This is a genomic window from Streptomyces sp. NBC_00289 (genome assembly GCF_041435115.1).
GTDB lineage: Bacteria > Actinomycetota > Actinomycetes > Streptomycetales > Streptomycetaceae > Streptomyces.
The window spans coordinates 3,452,096-3,471,324 of record NZ_CP108046.1; the positions used below are offsets into that span (position 1 = coordinate 3,452,096).

19 protein-coding genes and 5 tRNA genes are annotated in these 19,229 nt (G+C 70.3%); 7 read left to right on the forward strand and 17 right to left on the reverse strand.

The features are described 5' to 3' along the window. Positions 1 to 120: 120 nt before the first annotated feature. Positions 121 to 354 (forward strand): Lrp/AsnC family transcriptional regulator, encoded by a 234-nt coding sequence (locus OG985_RS15670; protein WP_020121007.1) that lies wholly within the window; start codon positions 121 to 123, stop codon positions 352 to 354. Positions 355 to 374: 20 nt separating this feature from the next. Further along, complete coding sequence (locus tag OG985_RS15675) at positions 375 to 875, forward strand: DUF3515 domain-containing protein (protein ID WP_371668948.1); 501 nt, start codon at positions 375 to 377, stop codon at positions 873 to 875. A gap of 51 nt (positions 876 to 926) precedes the next feature. Here OG985_RS15675 and OG985_RS15680 read toward each other — a convergent pair whose 3' ends face one another. The 3 genes from OG985_RS15680 to OG985_RS15690 form a co-directional block, all read right to left on the reverse strand. After that, the gene (locus OG985_RS15680; RefSeq protein WP_371668949.1) at positions 927 to 2,084 is read right to left on the reverse strand and encodes a D-alanine--D-alanine ligase family protein; all 1,158 of its coding nucleotides are present in this window, start codon (positions 2,082 to 2,084) and stop codon (positions 927 to 929) included. Positions 2,085 to 2,153: 69 nt separating this feature from the next. Next, positions 2,154 to 3,164, reverse strand: coding sequence for an NAD(P)H-dependent glycerol-3-phosphate dehydrogenase (locus OG985_RS15685; RefSeq protein WP_371668950.1), 1,011 nt, complete (start codon positions 3,162 to 3,164; stop codon positions 2,154 to 2,156). Continuing rightward, positions 3,161 to 3,937, reverse strand: coding sequence for a lysophospholipid acyltransferase family protein (locus tag OG985_RS15690; protein ID WP_371668951.1), 777 nt, complete (start codon positions 3,935 to 3,937; stop codon positions 3,161 to 3,163). The genes OG985_RS15685 and OG985_RS15690 overlap by 4 nt, the downstream gene beginning before the upstream one ends. Before the next feature lie 144 nt (positions 3,938 to 4,081). Between OG985_RS15690 and cofC the strand changes: the two genes are divergently transcribed. Continuing rightward, positions 4,082 to 4,720 carry a 2-phospho-L-lactate guanylyltransferase gene (cofC, locus tag OG985_RS15695; RefSeq protein ID WP_371668952.1) on the forward strand — a complete coding sequence of 213 codons (639 nt, stop codon included), beginning with the start codon at positions 4,082 to 4,084 and terminating at the stop codon, positions 4,718 to 4,720. Between the two features lie 9 nt (positions 4,721 to 4,729). Next, positions 4,730 to 4,933 (forward strand): hypothetical protein, encoded by a 204-nt coding sequence (locus OG985_RS15700; RefSeq protein WP_371668953.1) that lies wholly within the window; start codon positions 4,730 to 4,732, stop codon positions 4,931 to 4,933. Between the two features lie 103 nt (positions 4,934 to 5,036). Here the strand turns inward: OG985_RS15700 and OG985_RS15705 are convergent, their stop codons facing one another. The 4 genes from OG985_RS15705 to leuC all read right to left on the reverse strand — a co-directional run bounded on the left by OG985_RS15705 (position 5,037) and on the right by leuC (position 8,373). Further along, on the reverse strand, positions 5,037 to 5,693 hold the full coding sequence (locus tag OG985_RS15705) for an HU family DNA-binding protein (protein ID WP_371668954.1): 657 nt from the start codon (positions 5,691 to 5,693) through the stop codon (positions 5,037 to 5,039). A gap of 137 nt (positions 5,694 to 5,830) precedes the next feature. Continuing rightward, entirely contained in the window at positions 5,831 to 6,061 is a 231-nt protein-coding gene (locus OG985_RS15710; RefSeq protein ID WP_371668955.1) for a hypothetical protein, read from the reverse strand. A gap of 279 nt (positions 6,062 to 6,340) precedes the next feature. Then, positions 6,341 to 6,934 (reverse strand): 3-isopropylmalate dehydratase small subunit, encoded by a 594-nt coding sequence (gene leuD / locus OG985_RS15715; RefSeq protein WP_371668956.1) that lies wholly within the window; start codon positions 6,932 to 6,934, stop codon positions 6,341 to 6,343. 14 nt (positions 6,935 to 6,948) lie between these two features. Then, complete coding sequence (gene leuC, locus OG985_RS15720) at positions 6,949 to 8,373, reverse strand: 3-isopropylmalate dehydratase large subunit (protein ID WP_371668957.1); 1,425 nt, start codon at positions 8,371 to 8,373, stop codon at positions 6,949 to 6,951. A 251-nt stretch (positions 8,374 to 8,624) separates the two neighbouring features. Between leuC and ndgR the strand changes: the two genes are divergently transcribed. Beyond that, positions 8,625 to 9,341: an IclR family transcriptional regulator NdgR gene (ndgR, locus tag OG985_RS15725; RefSeq protein ID WP_028806673.1), complete on the forward strand. Its 717-nt coding sequence runs from the start codon at positions 8,625 to 8,627 to the stop codon at positions 9,339 to 9,341. Positions 9,342 to 9,403: 62 nt separating this feature from the next. Here the strand turns inward: ndgR and OG985_RS15730 are convergent, their stop codons facing one another. Continuing rightward, the gene (locus OG985_RS15730) at positions 9,404 to 9,928 is read right to left on the reverse strand and encodes a DUF4188 domain-containing protein (RefSeq protein WP_371668958.1); all 525 of its coding nucleotides are present in this window, start codon (positions 9,926 to 9,928) and stop codon (positions 9,404 to 9,406) included. An 83-nt stretch (positions 9,929 to 10,011) separates the two neighbouring features. Between OG985_RS15730 and OG985_RS15735 the strand changes: the two genes are divergently transcribed. Further along, positions 10,012 to 10,656 carry a MerR family transcriptional regulator gene (locus OG985_RS15735; protein ID WP_371668959.1) on the forward strand — a complete coding sequence of 215 codons (645 nt, stop codon included), beginning with the start codon at positions 10,012 to 10,014 and terminating at the stop codon, positions 10,654 to 10,656. A 67-nt stretch (positions 10,657 to 10,723) separates the two neighbouring features. Here the strand turns inward: OG985_RS15735 and OG985_RS15740 are convergent. The 9 genes from OG985_RS15740 to OG985_RS15780 all read right to left on the reverse strand — a co-directional run bounded on the left by OG985_RS15740 (position 10,724) and on the right by OG985_RS15780 (position 14,816). After that, positions 10,724 to 10,796, reverse strand: a tRNA-Glu gene (locus OG985_RS15740). 28 nt (positions 10,797 to 10,824) lie between these two features. Next, positions 10,825 to 10,896: transfer RNA gene (locus OG985_RS15745), tRNA-Gln, on the reverse strand. 20 nt (positions 10,897 to 10,916) lie between these two features. Beyond that, a tRNA-Glu gene (locus OG985_RS15750) sits at positions 10,917 to 10,989 on the reverse strand. A 62-nt stretch (positions 10,990 to 11,051) separates the two neighbouring features. Beyond that, positions 11,052 to 11,124, reverse strand: a tRNA-Glu gene (locus OG985_RS15755). Between the two features lie 22 nt (positions 11,125 to 11,146). Then, positions 11,147 to 11,218 (reverse strand) — tRNA-Gln (locus OG985_RS15760). Between the two features lie 91 nt (positions 11,219 to 11,309). Beyond that, positions 11,310 to 12,041, reverse strand: coding sequence for an HAD family hydrolase (locus OG985_RS15765; protein WP_371668960.1), 732 nt, complete (start codon positions 12,039 to 12,041; stop codon positions 11,310 to 11,312). Positions 12,042 to 12,155: 114 nt separating this feature from the next. Further along, entirely contained in the window at positions 12,156 to 13,670 is a 1,515-nt protein-coding gene (gene gltX / locus OG985_RS15770; RefSeq protein ID WP_371668961.1) for a glutamate--tRNA ligase, read from the reverse strand. Further along, a complete protein-coding gene (locus OG985_RS15775; protein WP_371668962.1) occupies positions 13,663 to 14,439 on the reverse strand; it encodes a fumarylacetoacetate hydrolase family protein in 777 nt (258 codons plus the stop codon). Before OG985_RS15775 ends, gltX begins: the two co-directional genes overlap by 8 nt. Before the next feature lie 188 nt (positions 14,440 to 14,627). Then, positions 14,628 to 14,816 carry a hypothetical protein gene (locus OG985_RS15780; RefSeq protein WP_371668963.1) on the reverse strand — a complete coding sequence of 63 codons (189 nt, stop codon included), beginning with the start codon at positions 14,814 to 14,816 and terminating at the stop codon, positions 14,628 to 14,630. A gap of 600 nt (positions 14,817 to 15,416) precedes the next feature. Here OG985_RS15780 and OG985_RS15785 point away from each other — a divergent pair. Then, positions 15,417 to 19,229: a nitrate- and nitrite sensing domain-containing protein gene (locus OG985_RS15785; protein WP_371668964.1), complete on the forward strand. Its 3,813-nt coding sequence runs from the start codon at positions 15,417 to 15,419 to the stop codon at positions 19,227 to 19,229.

A 19,229-nucleotide genomic window follows, 5' to 3' on the forward strand; every position in this document is an offset into this window, starting at 1 on the left:
TCGCGTCCGCACCCCGGCGCGGGGGCCGTGGACGCCGCGGGTCTCCCCGCGGCGAGCGGCGACGCGATACCGTGGCGTTCCTTTTCCCCACATGATCCTCGTGGCCGCCCTGGAGGTTCCGTGGTACAGGCGTACATCCTGATCCAGACGGAGGTCGGCAAGGCGTCGACCGTCGCCGAAACGATCAGCAAGATCCCTGGAGTCATCCAGGCCGAGGACGTGACAGGGCCGTACGACGTGATCGTGCGCGCCCAGGCCGACACCGTCGACGATCTCGGCCGCTTGGTGGTCGCGAAAGTCCAGCAAGTGGACGGCATCACGCGCACCCTGACCTGCCCGGTGGTGCATCTGTAGCCCCCGTCTACCCTTGGCCGGTGCACTTCTCTCGCCACCGGCCGATCGGTCTGCCCGCGCTCGTCCTGTTGATCGCCGCTGTCGGCTGCTCCTCAGCAGACGACAGCGGCTCCGCGGCGGTTCCCAGCCCGGACGCGAAGGTCGCGAAGCTGTGCGAGAACCTGGACGAGGTGCTGCCGGCCACGGTGGACGGTGAGAGCCGCGAGGATCCCGAGCCCGCCTCCACGCTGACCGCGGGCTGGGGAAGTGCGGCGATCATACTGCGCTGCGGTGTCGTACAGCCGCCGAAGATGATCGATCCCAAGGTGGCGACGGGCAGCGACCCGGACGCGATGGGCGGCGGAGTGAACGGCGTCGACTGGCTGATGGAGAAGCAGGGCGACGGTTCGTACCGGTTCACCACGGCCAACCGCAGCGCGTATGTCGAGGTCACGGTGCCCAAGGGGCGGGACAGCTCGGGTGTGCTCGTCGACCTGGCCCCGGCCGTGAAGAAGGCGATCCCCGGAGGGATCGCCGACTGAGGTGCGGGCCCGAGGTGGACGGCCGCGCCGTACGTCCGAGGTGTACGTCGTTCAGCGCAGGCCCGTCGAGCGGCGCAGCGCCGCCTGTACCAGCCTGTCCACGAGTTCCGCGTAACCGATGCCGCTCGCCTGCCACATCTGCGGGTACATCGAGATGGGCGTGAAGCCGGGCATCGTGTTGATCTCGTTGATCACGAACTCCCCGTCCTCGGTGAGGAAGAAGTCCGCGCGGACGAGCCCCTCGCACGAGGCCGCCTCGAAGGCGTCGACCGCGAGCCGCTGCACCTCGGCCGTCTCCTCCGGCGAGAGCGGGGCCGGCACCAGGCCCGGCGTCGAGTCGATGTACTTCGCCTCGAAGTCGTAGTAGGCGTGCGCGTCCGGCGGCGGGATCTCGGCCGGCGCGGAGGCGCGCGGGCCGTCCTCGAACTCCAGCACCCCGCACTCGATCTCGCGGCCGCGCAGCGCGGCCTCCACGAGGATCTTCGGGTCGTGCCGCTGCGCCTCGGCGATCGCCTCGTCGAGGCCGGAGAGGTCGTCGACCTTGGTGATGCCGATCGACGAGCCCGCGCGCGCGGGCTTCACGAACAGCGGCCAGCCGTGCTCGCCCGCGAAGTCGATGATCTTCTTGCGGGCGGCGGACTCGTCACCGGACCACTCGCGCGGCCGGATCACCACGTACGGGCCGACCTTGAGCCCGAAGGAGGTGAACACCCGCTTCATGTACTCCTTGTCCTGGCCGACGGCCGAGGCGAGCACGCCCGAGCCCACGTACGGGACGCCGGAGAGCTCCAGGAGGCCCTGCAGGGTGCCGTCCTCGCCGTAGGGGCCGTGCAGGACGGGGAAGACGACGTCGACCTCACCGAGTGCCTTGGGCACCGATCCGGGCTCGTTGTAGACGACTTCGCGGTTCGCGGGGTCGACGGGGAGCACCACGCCGCCCTCGCCCGACTCGGCGAGCTCCTCGACCTCGGGGGTACGGCGGTCGGTGATCGCCATGCGCTCCGGAGCGTCGGCGGTGAGCACCCAGCGGCCCTCCCGGGTGATGCCGATCGGCAGGACCTCGTACTTGGTCCGGTCGATGGCCTTCAGGACGGCGCCGGCGGTGACCATGGAGATCCCGTGTTCGGAGCTGCGTCCGCCGAACACGATGGCCACGCGCGGCTTGCGAGGCGACTGCTCAGGGTTCTGGGAGAGGTTCTCGGTGCTCATATCGGCATGAGAGTACCCGGTGGTAGTGCGCTGATACAGCGTCCGCCCGGTGGCGTCGGCGGGCGTCGCTCAGCGTCGTTCGGGCTTCGCGCTGCGCGACATCAGTTCCTTGAGCGCGACGACCGGCGGCTTGCCCTCGTGGACGATGCCGACGACCATCTCGGTGATCGGCATGTCGACGCCGTGCCGGCGGGCCAGATCCAGCACCGACTCACAGGACTTGACGCCCTCGGCGGTCTGCCGGGTGACCGCGATCGTCTCCTGGAGGGTCATGCCCTTGCCGAGGTTGGTGCCGAAGGTGTGGTTGCGCGACAGCGGCGAGGAGCAGGTCGCCACCAGGTCGCCCAGACCGGCGAGCCCGGAGAAGGTCAACGGGTCGGCGCCCATGGCGAGGCCCAGCCGCGTGGTCTCGGCGAGTCCGCGGGTGATGAGCGAGCCCTTGGCGTTGTCGCCGAGACCCATGCCGTCCGCGATGCCGACGGCGAGACCGATCACGTTCTTCACCGCGCCGCCGAGTTCGCAGCCGACGACGTCGGTGTTGGTGTACGGCCGGAAGTACGGCGTGTGGCAGGCGGCCTGGAGCCGCTGGGCGACGGCCTCGTCGGTGCAGGCGACCACGGCGGCGGCCGGCATCCGGGCCGCGATCTCGCGGGCCAGGTTGGGTCCGGTGACCGCGGCGATCCGGTGCTGCCCGACCTTGGCGACGTCCTCGATCACCTCGCTCATCCGCATGGCGGAACCGAGTTCGACGCCTTTCATGAGCGAGACGAGAACGGTGTCCGGCGCGAGCAACGGCGCCCATTCGGCGAGGTTTCCGCGCAGGGTCTGCGAGGGGATCGCGAGGACGGTGAAGTCGGCGTCGCGCGCTGCCTCGGCGGCGTCCGCCGTGGCCCGCAGGTTCGCCGGGAGTTCGACGCCGGGCAGGTAGTCGGGGTTCGTGCGGGTGGAGTTGACCGCTTCCGCGAGTTCGGCGCGACGCCCCCACAGGGTCACCTCGCAGCCCGCGTCGGCGAGGACCATGCCGAAGGCGGTGCCCCACGATCCGTTGCCGAAGACGGCCGCCCTGACCGGCTTGCTCACTTGCTCCGCCCCTCTTCCTGCTCGGTCCTCGGCTGCGTCTGCGACCGGGTCTTGCGGCGCTGCTCGATCCGCTCCCGGCGCGGGTCGTACGCCGCCTGGGGTGCCCGCTCGCCGCGGATGTCCTCCAGCAGTGCCGTGATGGCGGCCATGATGACCTCGGTCGCCTCCTTCAGGAGGTCCGGGGTCATCTCCCGGTCGTAGAACCGGGTCAGGTCCACGGGCGGGCCCGCCAGCACCCGATGGGTCTTGCGCGGGAAGAAGTCGGGCTTCCTGGCGTACGGCGGCAGCACCTCGTTCGCGCCCCACTGGGCGACGGGGATCACCGGGCACTTGGTCTGCAGGGCGACGCGCGCGGCACCGGTCTTGCCGGTCATCGGCCAGCCGGCCGGGTCGCGGGTGAGGGTGCCCTCGGGATAGAAGGCGACGCATTCGCCCCGCTCCACGGCGTCGATGGCGGCACGGAAGGCGCTGAGCGCGTCCGTGCTCTCACGGTAGACGGGGATCTGCCCGGTGCCGCGCATCGCGGCACCGACGAACCCCTTCCGGAAAAGGCCGCTCTTCGCCAGGAATCGCGGAACGCGCCCGGTGTTGTACTGATAGTGCGCGTATGCGAAGGGATCAATGTGCGAATTATGGTTCACCGCGGTGATAAATCCACCTGCGGCCGGAATGTGCTCCATTCCGCGCCAGTCCCGCTTGATCAGAACCACCAGTGGCGGTTTGCAGAGGACCGCTGCGAAGCGGTACCAGAACCCGATTCTGCGGCGGGGCACGCGGACACCTTCCTCTTGGGCCTGGGGGGCCGCACAAGTGTCGCCCCAGGCCGCCGGTCTGTCGAGAACACCGTACGCCCCGGCCGCGCCGCCCCCCGATGGGCCGGGTGACAATGGCCGCGACAAGAGAAGGACGGAACGCTCGTGCAGTGGACCTTGGTGATACCTCTGAAGCCCTTGGCGCGGGCCAAGAGCAGGCTGTCGGACACCGCCGCCGACGGGGTGCGCCCGGGCCTCGCCCTCGCCTTCGCCCAGGACACCGTGGCGGCCGCGCTGGCCTGCCCGGCGGTGCGGGATGTGGCCGTCGTCACGGACGACTCCCTGGCCGGGCGGGAGCTGGCGGCGCTGGGCGCCCGGATCGTCCCCGACGAACCGCGGGGCGGCCTCAACACCGCGCTGGCGCACGGCGCGGCGGTCGTACGGGCGGCCCGTCCCGAAAGCGCCCTGGCGGCCCTGAACGCCGATCTCCCGGCGCTGCGCCCCCATGAATTGGCGCGGGTACTGGACGCGGCCGCGCAATTCCCCCGCGCTTTTCTCGCGGATACGGCCGCGGTCGGCACAACTCTGCTGGCGGCCGCCCCGGGCCGGGAATTGCTTCCGTCTTTCGGCACCGATTCCCGGGCCCGCCACCGCGCGTCCGGTGCCGTCGAAATCGCCCTCGCCGCAGTGGATTCCGTACGACAGGACGTGGACACCGGTGAGGATCTGCGGGCCGCGCTGGCGTTGGGAGTGGGGCCGCGCACGGCGGCGGCGGCCGCGCGGTTGCTGATCCCGGAGCAGTAGGCTGCCGCCATGCAGGCCACCGCGTACACCTACGACCCCGAAAGCCGCAGCGGGCAGGTGCTGCTCGACGACGGCACCCCGGTGCCCTTCGACGGGCCGGCGTTCGACGCGGGCGGGCTCAGGCTGCTGCGGCCCGGCCAACGGGTGCGCATCGAGACCGAGGGCGAGGGCGAGACCCGCCGGATCACCCTGGTGACGCTCCACACGTTCTGAACCCCGGCCGGGCGATTCCGTGACTGCGCCCGATCCGGGAAGAACACGCCGCGGGCCGGACTCCACACGGAGTCCGGCCCGGCGCGTGAATACCCCTGCGCCCTCAGCGCTTGCGGGCGGTGGCCTTCTTGGCGGTGGTCTTGCGCGCGGTCGACTTCTGGGCGGGGGCCTTCTTGGCCGTCGCCTTCTTCGCCGGGGCCTTCTGGGCCGTCGCCTTCTTGGCGGTGGTCTTCTTCGCGGCGGTGGACTTGGCGGTCGCCGCGGTCTTGGCGGGCGCCTTCTTGGCCGTCGTCTTCTTGGCGGTGGCCGTGGTCTTCTTGGCCGTCGTCTTCTTCGCCGTGGTCTTCTTCGCGGCGGCCGCGCCGGTCGCCTTCTTGGCGGTGGTCTTCTTGGCCGCGGCCTTCTTGACCGTCGCCGAAGCGGCACCGGTCAGGCTGCCCTTGGGGGCCTTCTTGACGGAGACCTCGCCACCGCGGGGGAGCTTCTTCGACCCGCTCACCAGGTCCTTGAAGCCCTGGCCCGCGCGGAAGCGCGGCACGGAGGTCTTCTTGACCCGCACCCGCTCGCCGGTCTGGGGATTGCGGGCGTAGCGGGCCGGACGGTCGACCTTCTCGAACGACCCGAACCCGGTGACCGAGACCCGGTCTCCGGCGACCACAGCGCGGACGATGGCGTCCAGGACCGCGTCGACGGCTTCGGCGGCCTGCTGGCGGCCGCCCATCTTGTCGGCAATCGTTTCTACGAGCTGCGCCTTGTTCACGTCTTCCCCTTCGGAGACATTGCCAGAACGAAAGTGTTCAAGCGTTTTCGCACGTTAGGCAGATATATACCGCAAATCAAACACGAAACGGGCTTATCACCCTTGTGCCGCAACGGACTCGGCTGTCTCGGACTTGTTCAGCGTTCCTCTTCGGGGAATCGACCCTCGTCGAGGTCCGCGGTGAACCGCTCCAGACGCCTTGTCGCATCGGCGAGATCGTGCTTGGCCGCGGCCGTAATGACCAGCAGCTTCCGGGCCAGCGCCATCCGTACGCCCTCCGGGACTTGCAGTGCGCGCACTCTTGTGTGCGCTTCCTTCAGTTGGTCCGCGACTGCCGCATAGAGCTCGAGTTGGCCGTCGTGTTCCATGCACAGATTGTGCCATCTGGGGCGAGTTGTCGCCTGCTCAGGGGGCAACTGCCGCCTCGAACGGCCTCTCGGACGCACGGGGAAGTCACGGGTACATGGCACGCGTACCCCGACAACAACCCCTCTAACGTGGGAAGTTGAGGGGTCACCCGGACGTGGGCGGGGCCGTTCGGGTCCAGACACAGCTGTACCCCCGATCGGGGCGATCGGGGGTACGGCGGGGGTGTCGCGGTGGCCGAAACCCGACCTGTCGGGGCGGCCGGGGTCGGACCGGGAGGGTCAGACCGGGAGGGTCCGCGGCTTGTGCGAGGGACGCTTGGCCTCATACGTGGCGATGTCCGCCTCGTTCGCGAGGGTGATGGAGATGTCGTCCAGCCCGTTCAGCAGCCGCCAGCGGGCGTTCTCGTCGAGTTCGAAGGCGGCGGTGATGCCCTCGGCGCGCACCTCGCGGGCCTCCAGGTCGACCGTGATCTCGGTCTGCGGGTCCTTCTCGGTGAGTTCCTGCAGCGCGTCCACGATCTTCTGCTCCAGAACCACTGTGAGCAGGCCGTTCTTGAGCGAGTTGCCGCGGAAGATGTCGGCGAAGCGGGAGGAGATGACCGCCTTGAAGCCGTAGTTCTGCAGCGCCCAGACGGCGTGCTCGCGGGAGGAGCCGGTGCCGAAGTCGGGGCCGGCCACCAGAACGGTCGCGCCCTGCCGCTCGGGCCGGTTGAGGATGAAGGACCCGTCCTTGCGCCAGGCCTCGAACAGCCCGTCCTCGAACCCGTCCCGCGTGACCTTCTTGAGCCAGTGAGCAGGGATGATCTGGTCGGTGTCGACGTTGCTGCGGCGCAGCGGGACGGCCCGGCCGGTGTGCGTGGTGAATGCTTCCATGACTCTCAGCGCTCTCAGACTTCGGCGGGCACGGGGGCGTCGGACAGGTCGGCGGGCGCGGCCAGGTGGCCCAGCACGGCGGTCGCGGCGGCGACCTGCGGCGAGACCAGGTGCGTACGGCCGCCCTTGCCCTGCCTGCCCTCGAAGTTGCGGTTGGAGGTGGACGCGGAGCGCTCACCGGGAGCCAGCTGGTCGGGGTTCATGCCCAGACACATCGAGCAGCCCGCGTGCCGCCATTCGGCGCCGGCCTCCTTGAAGACGACGTCCAGGCCCTCGGAAACGGCCTGCAGACCCACGCGCGCGGAGCCCGGGACGACCAGCATCCGTACGCCGTCGGCGACTTTGCGGCCCTCGACGATCGCGGCGGCGGCGCGCAGGTCCTCGATGCGCCCGTTGGTGCAGGAACCTACGAAGACGGTGTCCACGTTGATGGACCGCAGCGGCTGTCCGGCCTCCAACCCCATGTACTCCAGGGCCTTTTCGGCGGCGAAGCGCTCCGAGGCGTCTTCGTACGAAGCGGGATCGGGGACCTCGCTCGAAAGCGGGGCGCCCTGGCCGGGGTTGGTGCCCCAGGTGACGAACGGCGACAGCTCGGCGGCGTCGATGACGACCTCGGCGTCGAACTCGGCGTCCGCGTCCGTCTTCAGCGTCTTCCAGTACGCGAGGGCCGCGTCCCAGTCCTCGCCCTCGGGGGCGTGCGCGCGACCCTTGAGGTACGCGAAGGTGGTCTCGTCGGGGGCGATCATGCCCGCGCGGGCGCCGGCCTCGATCGACATGTTGCAGATGGTCATCCGGGCCTCCATCGAGAGCTTCTCGATGGCGGAGCCGCGGTACTCCAGGATGTAGCCCTGCCCGCCGCCCGTACCGATCCTGGCGATGATCGCCAGGATCAGGTCCTTGGCCGTGACGCCGTCGGGCAGTTCGCCCTCGACGGTGATCGCCATGGTCCTGGGGCGGGCCAGCGGCAGCGTCTGGGTGGCCAGCACGTGCTCGACCTGGGAGGTGCCGATGCCGAACGCCAGCGCGCCGAAGGCACCGTGCGTGGAGGTGTGCGAGTCACCGCACACGACCGTCGTGCCGGGCTGGGTGAGGCCCAGCTGCGGGCCGACGACGTGCACGACACCCTGCTCGACGTCGCCCAGCGGGTGCAGACGCACGCCGAAGTCGGCGCAGTTCTTGCGCAGCGTCTCCAACTGCGCGCGCGAGACCGGGTCGGCGATCGGCTTGTCGATGTCGAGGGTCGGGGTGTTGTGGTCCTCGGTCGCGATGGTGAGGTCGAGACGCCGCACCGGGCGGCCGTTCTGGCGCAGGCCGTCGAAGGCCTGCGGGCTGGTCACCTCGTGCAGCAGGTGCAGATCGATGAAGAGGAGGTCGGGCTCGCCCTCGGCGCGCCGGACGACATGGTCGTCCCAGACCTTCTCCGCGAGTGTCCTACCCATCGCTTTCCCCTTTTTTGTGGCTCGGTCGTCTGCGGGGCGCTCCAGCCGGTGTCGAGTGCCTGACCGTGCTCGGCCCTTCGGGCCTGTGCGCGTTCGGCCCTCGTCTCCGGCGCCCCTTCGACTCACTCGCCGCTGTTCTCGGGCATGTGGTCGCCGGGCCCGCGAATCACGAGCCGCTGTGTCTTCCAGGGTGGCGCGTTCCACGCAAAATTGAACTTGCGTTTCACAGAGTGAGACGCGAGTATCGTTTCATGGACAACAGTAGCGGCGTCGGCGTTCTGGACAAGGCAGCCCTTGTCCTGAGCGCTCTGGAGTCCGGTCCGGCCACCCTCGCGGGTCTGGTCGCGGCCACCGGACTGGCACGACCCACGGCCCACCGGCTGGCCGTGGCTCTGGAACACCACCGCATGGTGGCGCGTGACATGCAGGGCCGTTTCATTCTCGGCCCTCGCCTCGCCGAGCTGGCGGCCGCCGCCGGCGAGGACCGCCTCCTCGCCACGGCGGGGCCGGTGCTCACCCACCTCCGGGACATCACGGGCGAGAGCGCGCAGCTCTACCGCCGCCAGGGCGACATGCGTATCTGCGTCGCCGCGGCGGAGCGTCTGTCCGGACTCCGGGACACCGTCCCGGTCGGCTCGACGCTCACGATGAAGGCCGGCTCCTCCGCCCAGATCCTGATGGCCTGGGAGGAGCCGGAGCGTCTGCACCGAGGCCTGCAGGGAGCCCGCTTCACGGCCACCGCGCTCTCGGGCGTACGGCGCCGCGGCTGGGCCCAGTCCATCGGCGAGCGCGAGCCGGGCGTCGCCTCGGTCTCCGCCCCGGTCCGCGGGCCCTCGAACCGTGTGGTGGCCGCCGTGTCCGTCTCCGGCCCCATCGAGCGCCTCACCCGCCACCCGGGCCGGATGCACGCCCAGGCCGTCATCGACGCCGCCGGCCGCCTCTCCGAGGCCTTGCGCCGCACCGGCTGACCAGCAACCCCGTACGCACCGGAAGGGCCTGCCTCAACGCCGCGGCAGGCCCTTCCCGCGTGTCACAGCTCCTCGGACGCCGTCGCCTTCTCCGACCGGTACGCGAACCGCTCCCGCGCCTGCCGCCCCCGCCGCTCCACCGGCACCTGCCCGTGCGCTCCGGCGAGTCCGAACGCCGGCATGTCGGCGTAGATGGACTCGTACGCCCCCTCGGGCACGACGTACGTCTCGTGCCACAGCCCCACGTGCTGGCGCGCCTTCCCCGCGCGCTCCTTGCGGTTCATGACCGCCCACGCCCGGTGGTGGAACATGTCGGGCGAGTGCGCGTAGGCGTAGAGCCGTTCCTTGGACTCCCAGTACTGGACGACGTAGTACGTCCGCGGCGACGCCGTCAGCAGGACGTGCCCCAGGAGTCCGCGCTCCGGGTCCTTCCCGAGCTCGCGCAGCATGCGCCCCATCGCCAGCAGCACCGGCAGCCAGTGGCGCGGCGCCCGGAAGTGGTTGATCCGCATGCCGATCAGCAGGACGACCACCTCCCCCTCGGCCGCGGCGGTCGTACGGCCCGTGGTGACGGACTTGCCGAACATGTCGCTTCCCCCCTCGTTGGCGAGCGGCACTATCCGAGTGCCCGTGTTTGGATAGTGCCGGTATCCGAGAGGAGGCGCAAGGGATGCGGCTGGCCGAGCTGAGCGAGCGCAGCGGTGTGCCCACCGCCACGATCAAGTACTACCTGCGCGAAGGGCTGTTGGAGCCGGGCCGCCAGCTCAACGCGACCACGGCCGAGTACGACGAGGAGCACCTGCGCCGACTGCGGCTGGTACGCGCGATGATCCACATCGCGCGCGTGCCGGTGGCGACGGTCCGCGAGGTGCTCGGGCACGTCGACGACGACTCCCTCGGCCGCACAATGCGCCTCGGCGCGGCCCTGTGGGCGCTGCCCCAGGTTCCCGAGCCGGACGCGGAGGACGAACACGTCGTGCGGGCGCGCCTCGAGGTGGACCGGCTGCTGGAGACGGTGGGCTGGTCGAACGCCCAGGCCCTGGTCACGATCTCGCCCGCGTACCGCTCGCTGGTCGTGGCGGTGGCGACCTTCCGGCGGCTCGGCTACGACTGGAGTCCCGAACTGATCGCGTCGTACGCCCGGTTGATGCACCAAGCCGCCGTCCTCGACCTCGACTTCATGGACACGCATCCCTCGGAGGCCGAGAAGGTCGAGACGGCGGTGGCCGGCGCGATCTTCGTCGAGCCGGTGCTGCAGGCCCTGCACCGACTGGCGCAGGAGGAGGAGTCCGCGCGCCGGTACGGCTTCGAGTGAGGCGTACGGCGGCCGGGGACGGAGACGCCGATGGACCCCCACCGAAGTGGAGGCCCATCGATTCGTGTACCCCCGACCGGATTCGAACCGGCGCTACCGCCTTGAGAGGGCGGCGTGCTAGGCCGCTACACAACGGGGGCGAGGATCTTACGTTTCCGCAGATCCGAGCTGGTCTACCTGGACTCGAACCAAGACTAACTGAACCAGAATCAGCCGTGCTGCCAATTACACCATAGACCAATGTGGTTTAGACCAGTTTGTACCCCCGACCGGATTCGAACCGGCGCTACCGCCTTGAGAGGGCGGCGTGCTAGGCCGCTACACAACGGGGGCCCTAGCGATCCTGCATGAGAGTCAGCGGGTGCGACCCGAACTGTCTCCCTGGGAAGGATCTGTACCCCCGACCGGATTCGAACCGGCGCTACCGCCTTGAGAGGGCGGCGTGCTAGGCCGCTACACAACGGGGGCGAATGCAGATGAGCTCTGCGAGCTGGCCTACCTGGACTCGAACCAAGACTAACTGAACCAGAATCAGTCGTGCTGCCAATTACACCATAGGCCACTGGAACTCAAGCCCCTGAGGGGATCTTGTTCTAGCTTGCGCCTCCGGTTGCCGGCCTTTCGGCCCGCTCTCCGGCGGCGCAGGAAGAACATTACCCGAAGGTGGACGGGGCTCCAAAACGGGTATCGGCGCCGAGGAGCGCGGGGAGTTCGGCGAGGGAGGCGATACGGCGCGGCCCGGTGGGCGTGTCGGGGGCGGTGTACACACCGTCACGGTCGATCCAGACCGACAGCAGTCCCGCCTCGGCCGCTCCCCGCCCGTCGATCTCCGGATGGTCGCCGACGTAGGCCACCTGGTCCGGGGCGAGAGCCAGCGCCTCGCAGGCCGCGTGGAAGGCCTCGGCGGCCGGCTTGGAGACGCCGAGTTCCGCGGCGCACAGGACCACCTCGAAGCGGTCGTGCACGCCGAGCACCCGCAGTTTGCGGTCCTGGACGTGGAGGCTGGAGTTGGACAGCACCGCGTGCCGGTGGCTGGCGGCGAGGAGGTCCAGCGCGGGCAGCACGTCCGGGAAGAGAGCCCAGGCCGTCTCGTAGTGACGCAGGTAGCGGCCGAACCAGGCGTCGGCCTCGCCGTCCGTCAGCTCCCGCCCCACGAAGACCCGTACACGGTCGCGGCGCTGCCCTTCGAAGGACGTCACCCCCGCCGCGAACCGCGCCCACTGCTGGTCGGTGATCTCGCGCCAGCGCGTGAGGGCCGCCTCGGGGGTCCCGTACCCGGCGAGCAGTCCCTCGACCGCCAGGTGCGCGCGCATGCCCTCGCGGTCCGCGGTCGTGTAATCGAAGAGGGTGTCGTCGACGTCCCAGACAACGGCTTTGATCGGCATGGCACCGACGGTACCTCCGGACCGGCCGGGGACACCGGGAATCGGCCTGCCGAGGACGGCGGTACGACGAAGGTGCGGCACCCGGGCGGGTGCCGCACCTCACAGGCGTACGGCTTACGCGGTCAGCTTCGCCAGGGCCGCGTCGAGGCGGGACAGGGTCTTGTCCCGGCCCAGGACCTCGAGGGACTCGAAGAGCGGGAGGCCGACCGTGCGGCCGGTGACGGCGACGCGGACGGGGGCCTGGGCCTTGCCGAGCTTGAGGCCGTGCGCCTCGCCGGCGGTCAGGACGGCCTCCTTCAGGGACTCGGCGGAGGACCAGTCGGCCGCCTCGAGCTTCTCGCGGGCCGTGCGCAGCAGGGCGTCGGAGCCCTCCTTCATCGCCTTGGCCCAGGACGCCTCGTCGACGACCGGCTCCGGCAGGAACAGGAAGTCGACGTTGTCCGTGATCTCCGAGAGGACCTTCAGGCGGGTCTGCGCGTGCGGGGCGATCGCCTGCCACTTGGCCTCGTCGAAGTCCTCCGGCGCCCAGGGGGCGACGGGCTGCCGCAGCCACGGGGCGCAGCGCTCGGTGAAGTCCTTCACGTCGAGCAGGCGGATGTGGTCGGCGTTGATCGCCTCGCACTTCTTCAGGTCGAAGCGGGCCGGGTTGGGGTTGACGTCCGCGATGTCGAAGGCCGCGACCATCTCGTCGATCGTGAAGATGTCCCGGTCGGCCGAGAGCGACCAGCCGAGCAGCGAGAGGTAGTTGAGCAGGCCCTCGGGGAGGAAGCCGCGCTCCCGGTAGAGGTTGAGCGAGGACTCGGGGTCACGCTTGGAGAGCTTCTTGTTGCCCTCGCCCATGACGTACGGGAGATGCCCGAAGGCGGGGGTCTCCTTGGCGATGCCCAGCTCCGTCAGCGCCTTGTACAGGGCGATCTGGCGCGGGGTGGAGGAGAGCAGGTCCTCGCCGCGCAGGACGTGGGTGATCTCCATCAGCGCGTCGTCGACCGGGTTCACCAGGGTGTAGAGCGGTGCGCCGTTCGCGCGGACGATGCCGTAGTCCGGGACGTTCTCCGGGAGGTAGGTGATCTCGCCGCGGACCAGGTCCGTGAAGGTGATCGTCTCGTCGGGCATCCGGAAGCGGACGATCGGGCTGCGGCCCTGGGTCCGGTACTCCTCGACCTGCCCGGCGCTCAGGTCGCGGCAGTGGCCGTCGTAGCCGGACGGCCTGCCGGCGGCGCGGGCCGCCTCACGGCGGGTGTCCAGCTCCTCCTGGGAGCAGTAGCAGTGGTAGGCGTGGCCGGCGTCCAGGAGTTTCCGGGCGACGTCCTTGTAGAGGTCCATGCGCTGCGACTGGCGGTAGGGCGCGTGCGGGCCACCGACCTCGGGGCCCTCGTCCCAGTCGAAGCCGAGCCAGCGCATCGAGTCGAGGAGCTGCTCGTACGACTCCTCGGAGTCGCGGGCCGCGTCGGTGTCCTCGATGCGGAAGACCAGGGTGCCCTCGTGGTGCCGGGCGAACGCCCAGTTGAACAGGGCGGTGCGGACCAGGCCCACGTGGGGGTTACCGGTGGGCGAGGGGCAGAAACGTACGCGTGGGGGTACCCCCTGCGCGAGCGAAGTCGAGGGCTTGGGGGAGGGTGCGCTAGCCACGCTTGACAACCTTGTTGGTGAGAGTGCCGATGCCTTCGATGGTGACGGCGACCTCGTCGCCGACGGTGAGCGGCCCGACGCCTGCCGGGGTGCCCGTGAGGATGACGTCGCCGGGAAGCAGCGTCATGGCCTCGGTGATGTTGACGATCAGATCCTCGATGGAGTGGATCATCTCGCTGGTGCGGCCGAGCTGGCGTTGCTGCCCGTTGACCGTGAGCTGGATCGTGAGGTCGGACGGGTCGAGGTCCGTCTCCACCCAGGGGCCGAGCGGGCAGGAGGTGTCGAAGCCCTTGGCCCTCGCCCACTGCTTCTCGCGCTTCTGGACGTCGCGGGCGGTGATGTCGTTGGCGCAGGTGTAGCCGAGGATGACGTCCTTGACGCGCTCGCGCGGGACCTCGCGGCACAGCCGGCCGATCACCACGGCCAGTTCGGCCTCGTGGTGCACGTCCGCGGAGAAGGGGGGGTACTGGATCTCGTCGCCGGAGCCGATCACCGAGGTCGACGGCTTGAAGAAGGCGAACGGCGCGTCGGGCACCTCGTTGCCCAGCTCCCGCGCGTGCTCGGCGTAGTTGCGGCCGAAGGCCATGACCTTGTTGGGGAGCACCGGCGGCAGCAGCCTGACCTTGCTCAGCGGGACCTTCGTACCGGAGAGTTCGAAGTCGGCGAACGGGATGCCCTTGATGATGTCGAGGACGAGTTCGTCCGGCTTGTCACCCTCTACCGCGCCGAAGGCGACGTTCCCGTCGATGGAGAATCTGGCGATGCGCACGGGATCCTTGCGCCCCTCACTGAGTCACTGAGCTGCTGGAGTCTGAGACCCCAGGCTAGCGCCCGCGGGCCGGCGGGACGCATCCGCGCGGGTTCGTGGCCCGGGGCGCCGGGAGGTTGGCCGCCACCGGCGGGAGGCCGTGGGAACAGCGACGGCCGCCCGGGCGTCGGGCGGCCGTCGGTGGGGTGCTACTCGGCCGCGCCGGCCGCGACGGGGATGTCCATGAGGACGGTGCGACGGGGGTTGGCGGTCTGGGCCGGGAGGTCGACGGAGTGCTCCGGCTGGTCCGGGGCCTGTAGGTCGGCGGCGTCCTCGAGGTGCGCCAGCGTCGTGCGCCGCGGATTGGCTATGGTGCGGAACATCATCGTCGTCTTCACGGTTGCAGTGGACCCTGTCGTGCGGGCGTCGGGCGGCACCAAGGGGGCCGGATCCGGCGCAGGTTGGCAGATGCTTCCCTGATGTAAAGCGCCAGGCTAAACATCAGATTCCCCTCGGCGGCCGCGGAGACCGTAGGAACTGGGTGTGAGTTTGCTCACGGAGGTACGGGCAAAACGGTCAATTGAGACTCGCAACTGACCCCAACAAAACGGACATCAACCCCTTGAAGCAAACATTCCGCTCCTGATCATCTCGACTGGGACACTCTTGCGGAGCGGACGACTCGCGGGTATACGTCCGTTATGGACGAGATCTTTTTCTACGTCTCGTAATCTGGCACTCACGAGCTGTCACGTAGGTCACGGTCTGGTCCAGACACCTTGTTGGAGATCCGGCACTGTGCTGGAATTCCACGGACCGCCGCAGGGATCGAGCCGGCGCGCAGGGGGCGCACTCAGAGCGCCGAGTGGCGGCGAGAGGGGGACCCCGCGCCGGTCACTCACGACCACCCGGGGGGCGCATTCAGGGCGCTCCCTATAACGCCGACACCGTTTCTCCGTTCGCGCGGAGGGGCGCCTGGTCCAGAGGTTGCGACGCTAGTGCAGGGACGTTTCAAGAGGGATGGCAGTGCTTCGGCGGAGCCGGAGCCGCATGGCGGGACTGGCCCCAATGCCGGCAGTTCCTCGCCCCAGCACGCCCAGAACCCGGGGGCGGCCCCGCCCGGCGACGGCGGTGAGCGCCCAGGGCGCCCCGGCGCGCCGGCGTCGCCGAGCTCCTCTGCGGCGACCGCTCCACCGGTCAAACCACCGAAGAACGCGACCGGCCCCGGCTCGCGAATAGCGCTGCGCAACTGGCGCATCTCCACGCGTCTGGTGTCGCTGCTCGCGCTCCCGGTGGTCGCGGCCACCTCGCTGGGCGCGCTGCGCATCAACCAGTCGATGGACGACATCCAGCAGCTGGACAACATGAAGCTGCTGACGGAGATGACCAAGCAGGCCACCGAGCTCGCGGCGGCGCTCCAGGACGAGCGCGACGAGTCGGCCGGTCCGCTGGCGCACGGTTCGAAGGCGAGCACCGACTACACGGTCAAGACCGCCCGGGCCAAGACGGACCGGTCCGTCGACAACTTCAACAACGCGGCCGAGGAGATCGACGGTTCCGTCAAGAACGGCAACCTCCAGGGCGTCCGTGACAGCCTCGTGGGCCTGGTCACCGACCTGGGCACGCTCTCCAAGATCCGCAACACCGCCTACACCTCGAAGGACAACTCCACCCAGACCGTGGAGTCGTACCACCGGCTGATCACCCACCTCCTGGACCTCTCGCAGGACATGGCGGAGGCGACCAGCAACCCCGAGATGATCAGCCGCACGCGCGCCCTGTCGGCCTTCTCGTCCGCCAAGGAGTACGCGTCGGTCCAGCGGGCCACGCTCGCCGCCGCGTTGCCCGCCAACGACACCACGTTCGGCGACCTCACCGAGAACGACCGGCTGTACGCCGACTCGGCGCTGGAGAGCCAGGACTCCGAGCTGCGGAGCTTCAAGAGCATCTACGGCAGCGCGGCCGCCACCGAACTCCTCGCGCCCATCGAAGAGGGCAACGCGACGATCGAGGCGACCGACACCTACGCCAGCCGCGCGCTGGGCTCGACCAACGGTCTGTCCTCGCTGGACAAGCGGTCGTACAAGGACTGGACGGACGACAGCTCGACCAAGATCGAGCAGATGGGCAAGATCGAGCACACCCTGCTCGAGGACATGGAGCAGAAGGCGCGCGAGCTGCGCAGCGTCTCCGAGCGCGAGGCGATCATCTCCGGAGCGCTCATCCTGATCGTCCTCGGTGTGTCGCTGGTCGGCGCCTTCGTCGTGGCCCGGTCCATGATCCGCTCGCTGCGCCGCCTTCAGGAGACCGCCACCAAGGTCGCCCAGGACCGTCTGCCCGAGCTGGTCAAGCAGCTGTCCGAGTCCGACCCGCAGGACGTCGACACCTCCGTCGAGTCGGTCGGTGTGCACTCCCGGGACGAGATCGGCCAGGTCGCCGCGGCCTTCGACGACGTGCACCGCGAGGCGGTCCGTCTGGCCGCCGAGCAGGCCCTGCTCCGGGGCAACGTCAACGCGATGTTCACCAACCTCTCGCGCCGCTCCCAGGGCCTCATCCAGCGTCAGCTCTCGCTCATCTCCGAGCTGGAGTCGCGCGAGGCCGACCCGGACCAGCTGTCCTCGCTGTTCAAGCTCGACCACCTCGCGACCCGCATGCGCCGTAACGGTGAGAACCTCCTCGTTCTCGCCGGTGAAGAGCCCGGCCGCCGCTGGACCCGTCCGGTCCCGCTGGTCGACGTGCTCCGCGCCGCGGCGTCCGAGGTGGAGCAGTACGAGCGCATCGAACTGGCCTCCGTGCCGACCACCGAAGTGGCCGGCCGCGTCGTCAACGACCTCGTGCACCTGCTCGCCGAGCTGCTGGAGAACGCCACCTCGTTCTCCTCCCCGCAGACCAAGGTCAAGGTCACCGGTCACGCCCTGCCCGACGGCCGGGTACTGATCGAGATCCACGACACCGGCATCGGCCTCTCCCCCGAGGACCTCGCCGCGATCAACGAGCGGCTCGCCTCGCCGCCCACCGTGGACGTCTCGGTCTCCCGCCGCATGGGTCTGTTCGTGGTCGGCCGGCTGTCCCAGCGCCACGGCATCCGCATCCAGCTCCGCCCGTCCGACTCCGGCGGTACGACCGCGCTGGTCATGCTGCCCGTCGATGTCGCCCAGGGCGGCAGGAAGCCCGTTCCGGGCAAGCCCGGCCAGGGCGCCCCGTCCGCAGGCGGTCCGGCCGCCGCGCAGGCGGCCGCCGGTGTGGCGGCGGCCCGCCGCCAGTCGGGCGGCAACGGTGCCCTCGGTGCCGGTGCGCCCGGTGGCGGTGCCCTCGGCGCGGGTGCCTCCGGCGGTGGCCGGCTCGCCGCCGGTCAGGGACCGCGGGCCGCACTGCCCGGCAACGACGCGGGCGGCCGACCGGGTGCGCCCGGCTCGGGCCGCGGACCGCAGGGTCCGGCCTCGCCGCCGCAGGGACGTCCGGCTCCGGCCGGTGCGGGCGCCGGCTTCGGCCAGGCGCCGGGTTCCCCCCAGGGTCTCCAGTCCACGGGCACCGGTGCCCCGCAGGGTCAGGACGCCTTCGGTGGCGGCCGTCCCGTGCCGCCGCAGACCTCGAGTGTGAACGCCGAGCAGGGTGGCGGTTCCCGTCGTGGCCGCCGGCCGCAGCTGCCGGGCCGCGGTGGTCCGCGGGCCGAGCTGCCGGGCGGCAACCAGCAGCCCCGCACGCCCAGCTGGAGCGACGAGAACGCGCAGCCCCCGGTGCCGCGTGCCTCGCTCGACACCCCGCGCGGCCACGACGAGCAGGACGCCGCGCAGACCGCCCGGATGCCGCGCATCGACGACCGCCAGGGTCCCGGTGCGGTGCCGGACTTCCCCCGCCCCGGACTGAACGAGCCGCACAACACGGGCCAGTTCTCCCGCCCCGGCGCGAGCGGTCCGCAGAACACGGGTCAGTTCCCGGTCTCCGGTACGAACGGCTTCACGGACCCGGCGCAGTACCCCGGCTCCGGCGGCAACCCGCCGCAGAACACGGGCCAGTTCGTCCGCTCGGACGTCTTCGGCACGCAGCCGCCCGGGCAGCCCGACCCGTCCTCCACGGGCCGGTTCCCCACTCCGCAGGCGTACGACAACGGCTCGACCGGTCAGTTCCCGGCGGTCGGCCACACCAACGGGTCCACGGGCCAGTTCGCCACTCCGGGCTACGACAACGGCTCCACCGGGCAGCACTCCCTGCCCGGCCGGCAGAACCCCGCGAACACCGGCCAGTTCGAGCGTCCGCAGGTCAACGGCACGCACGGCGGCAACGACTTCCCGCGCCCGCCGGTCCCGCAGCGTCCGCAGCAGCGGCCCGCCCGCCCGGAGCCGGAGGCGCTGCCGCCGGCGGGTCCCGGCGACGGTCGTACCCCGCTGTACGACACGCTGGAGACGAACTGGTTCCACGGCCAGCAGGGCAACGGTGCCGCGGCGCCGGCCCCCGCCCCGTCCCCGCAGCACCAGCCCTCACAGGCTCCCGCTGCCCCTCAACGTCCCGCCGCCTCCGCCTGGCGCAGCTCGCCGAACGACGACCTCGTCCGGCAGGCAGAACGCGTTCGGCAGCCGGCAGCGGGCGGCGTCACCACTTCCGGCCTGCCGCGCCGGGTGCCCCGGGCGAACCTCGTTCCGGGCACGGCTCAGCAGCAACAGCACCAAACCGGTCCGCAGGTCTCGCGTGCGCCTGATGACGTACGCGGCCGGCTGACCAATCTCCGTCGGGGTATCGCGCAGGGTCGTCAAGCCGGTGGTACCGGCCAGACCGGAAGCTTCCCGAGCCCCACTCACCAGCAGGAGCGTTAG

Excerpts from the sequence above, each read along its gene's own strand:
- OG985_RS15680 (WP_371668949.1), bottom strand. The coding sequence starts at position 2,084 with ATGAGCACCGAGAACCTCTCCCAGAACCCTGAGCAGTCGCCTCGCAAG.
- OG985_RS15700 (WP_371668953.1), top strand. The coding sequence starts at position 4,730 with ATGCAGGCCACCGCGTACACCTACGACCCCGAAAGCCGCAGCGGGCAG.
- OG985_RS15710 (WP_371668955.1), bottom strand. The coding sequence starts at position 6,061 with ATGGAACACGACGGCCAACTCGAGCTCTATGCGGCAGTCGCGGACCAA.
- leuD (WP_371668956.1), bottom strand. The coding sequence starts at position 6,934 with ATGGAAGCATTCACCACGCACACCGGCCGGGCCGTCCCGCTGCGCCGC.
- leuC (WP_371668957.1), bottom strand. The coding sequence starts at position 8,373 with ATGGGTAGGACACTCGCGGAGAAGGTCTGGGACGACCATGTCGTCCGG.
- ndgR (WP_028806673.1), top strand. The coding sequence starts at position 8,625 with ATGGACAACAGTAGCGGCGTCGGCGTTCTGGACAAGGCAGCCCTTGTC.
- OG985_RS15730 (WP_371668958.1), bottom strand. The coding sequence starts at position 9,928 with ATGTTCGGCAAGTCCGTCACCACGGGCCGTACGACCGCCGCGGCCGAG.
- OG985_RS15735 (WP_371668959.1), top strand. The coding sequence starts at position 10,012 with ATGCGGCTGGCCGAGCTGAGCGAGCGCAGCGGTGTGCCCACCGCCACG.
- OG985_RS15765 (WP_371668960.1), bottom strand. The coding sequence starts at position 12,041 with ATGCCGATCAAAGCCGTTGTCTGGGACGTCGACGACACCCTCTTCGAT.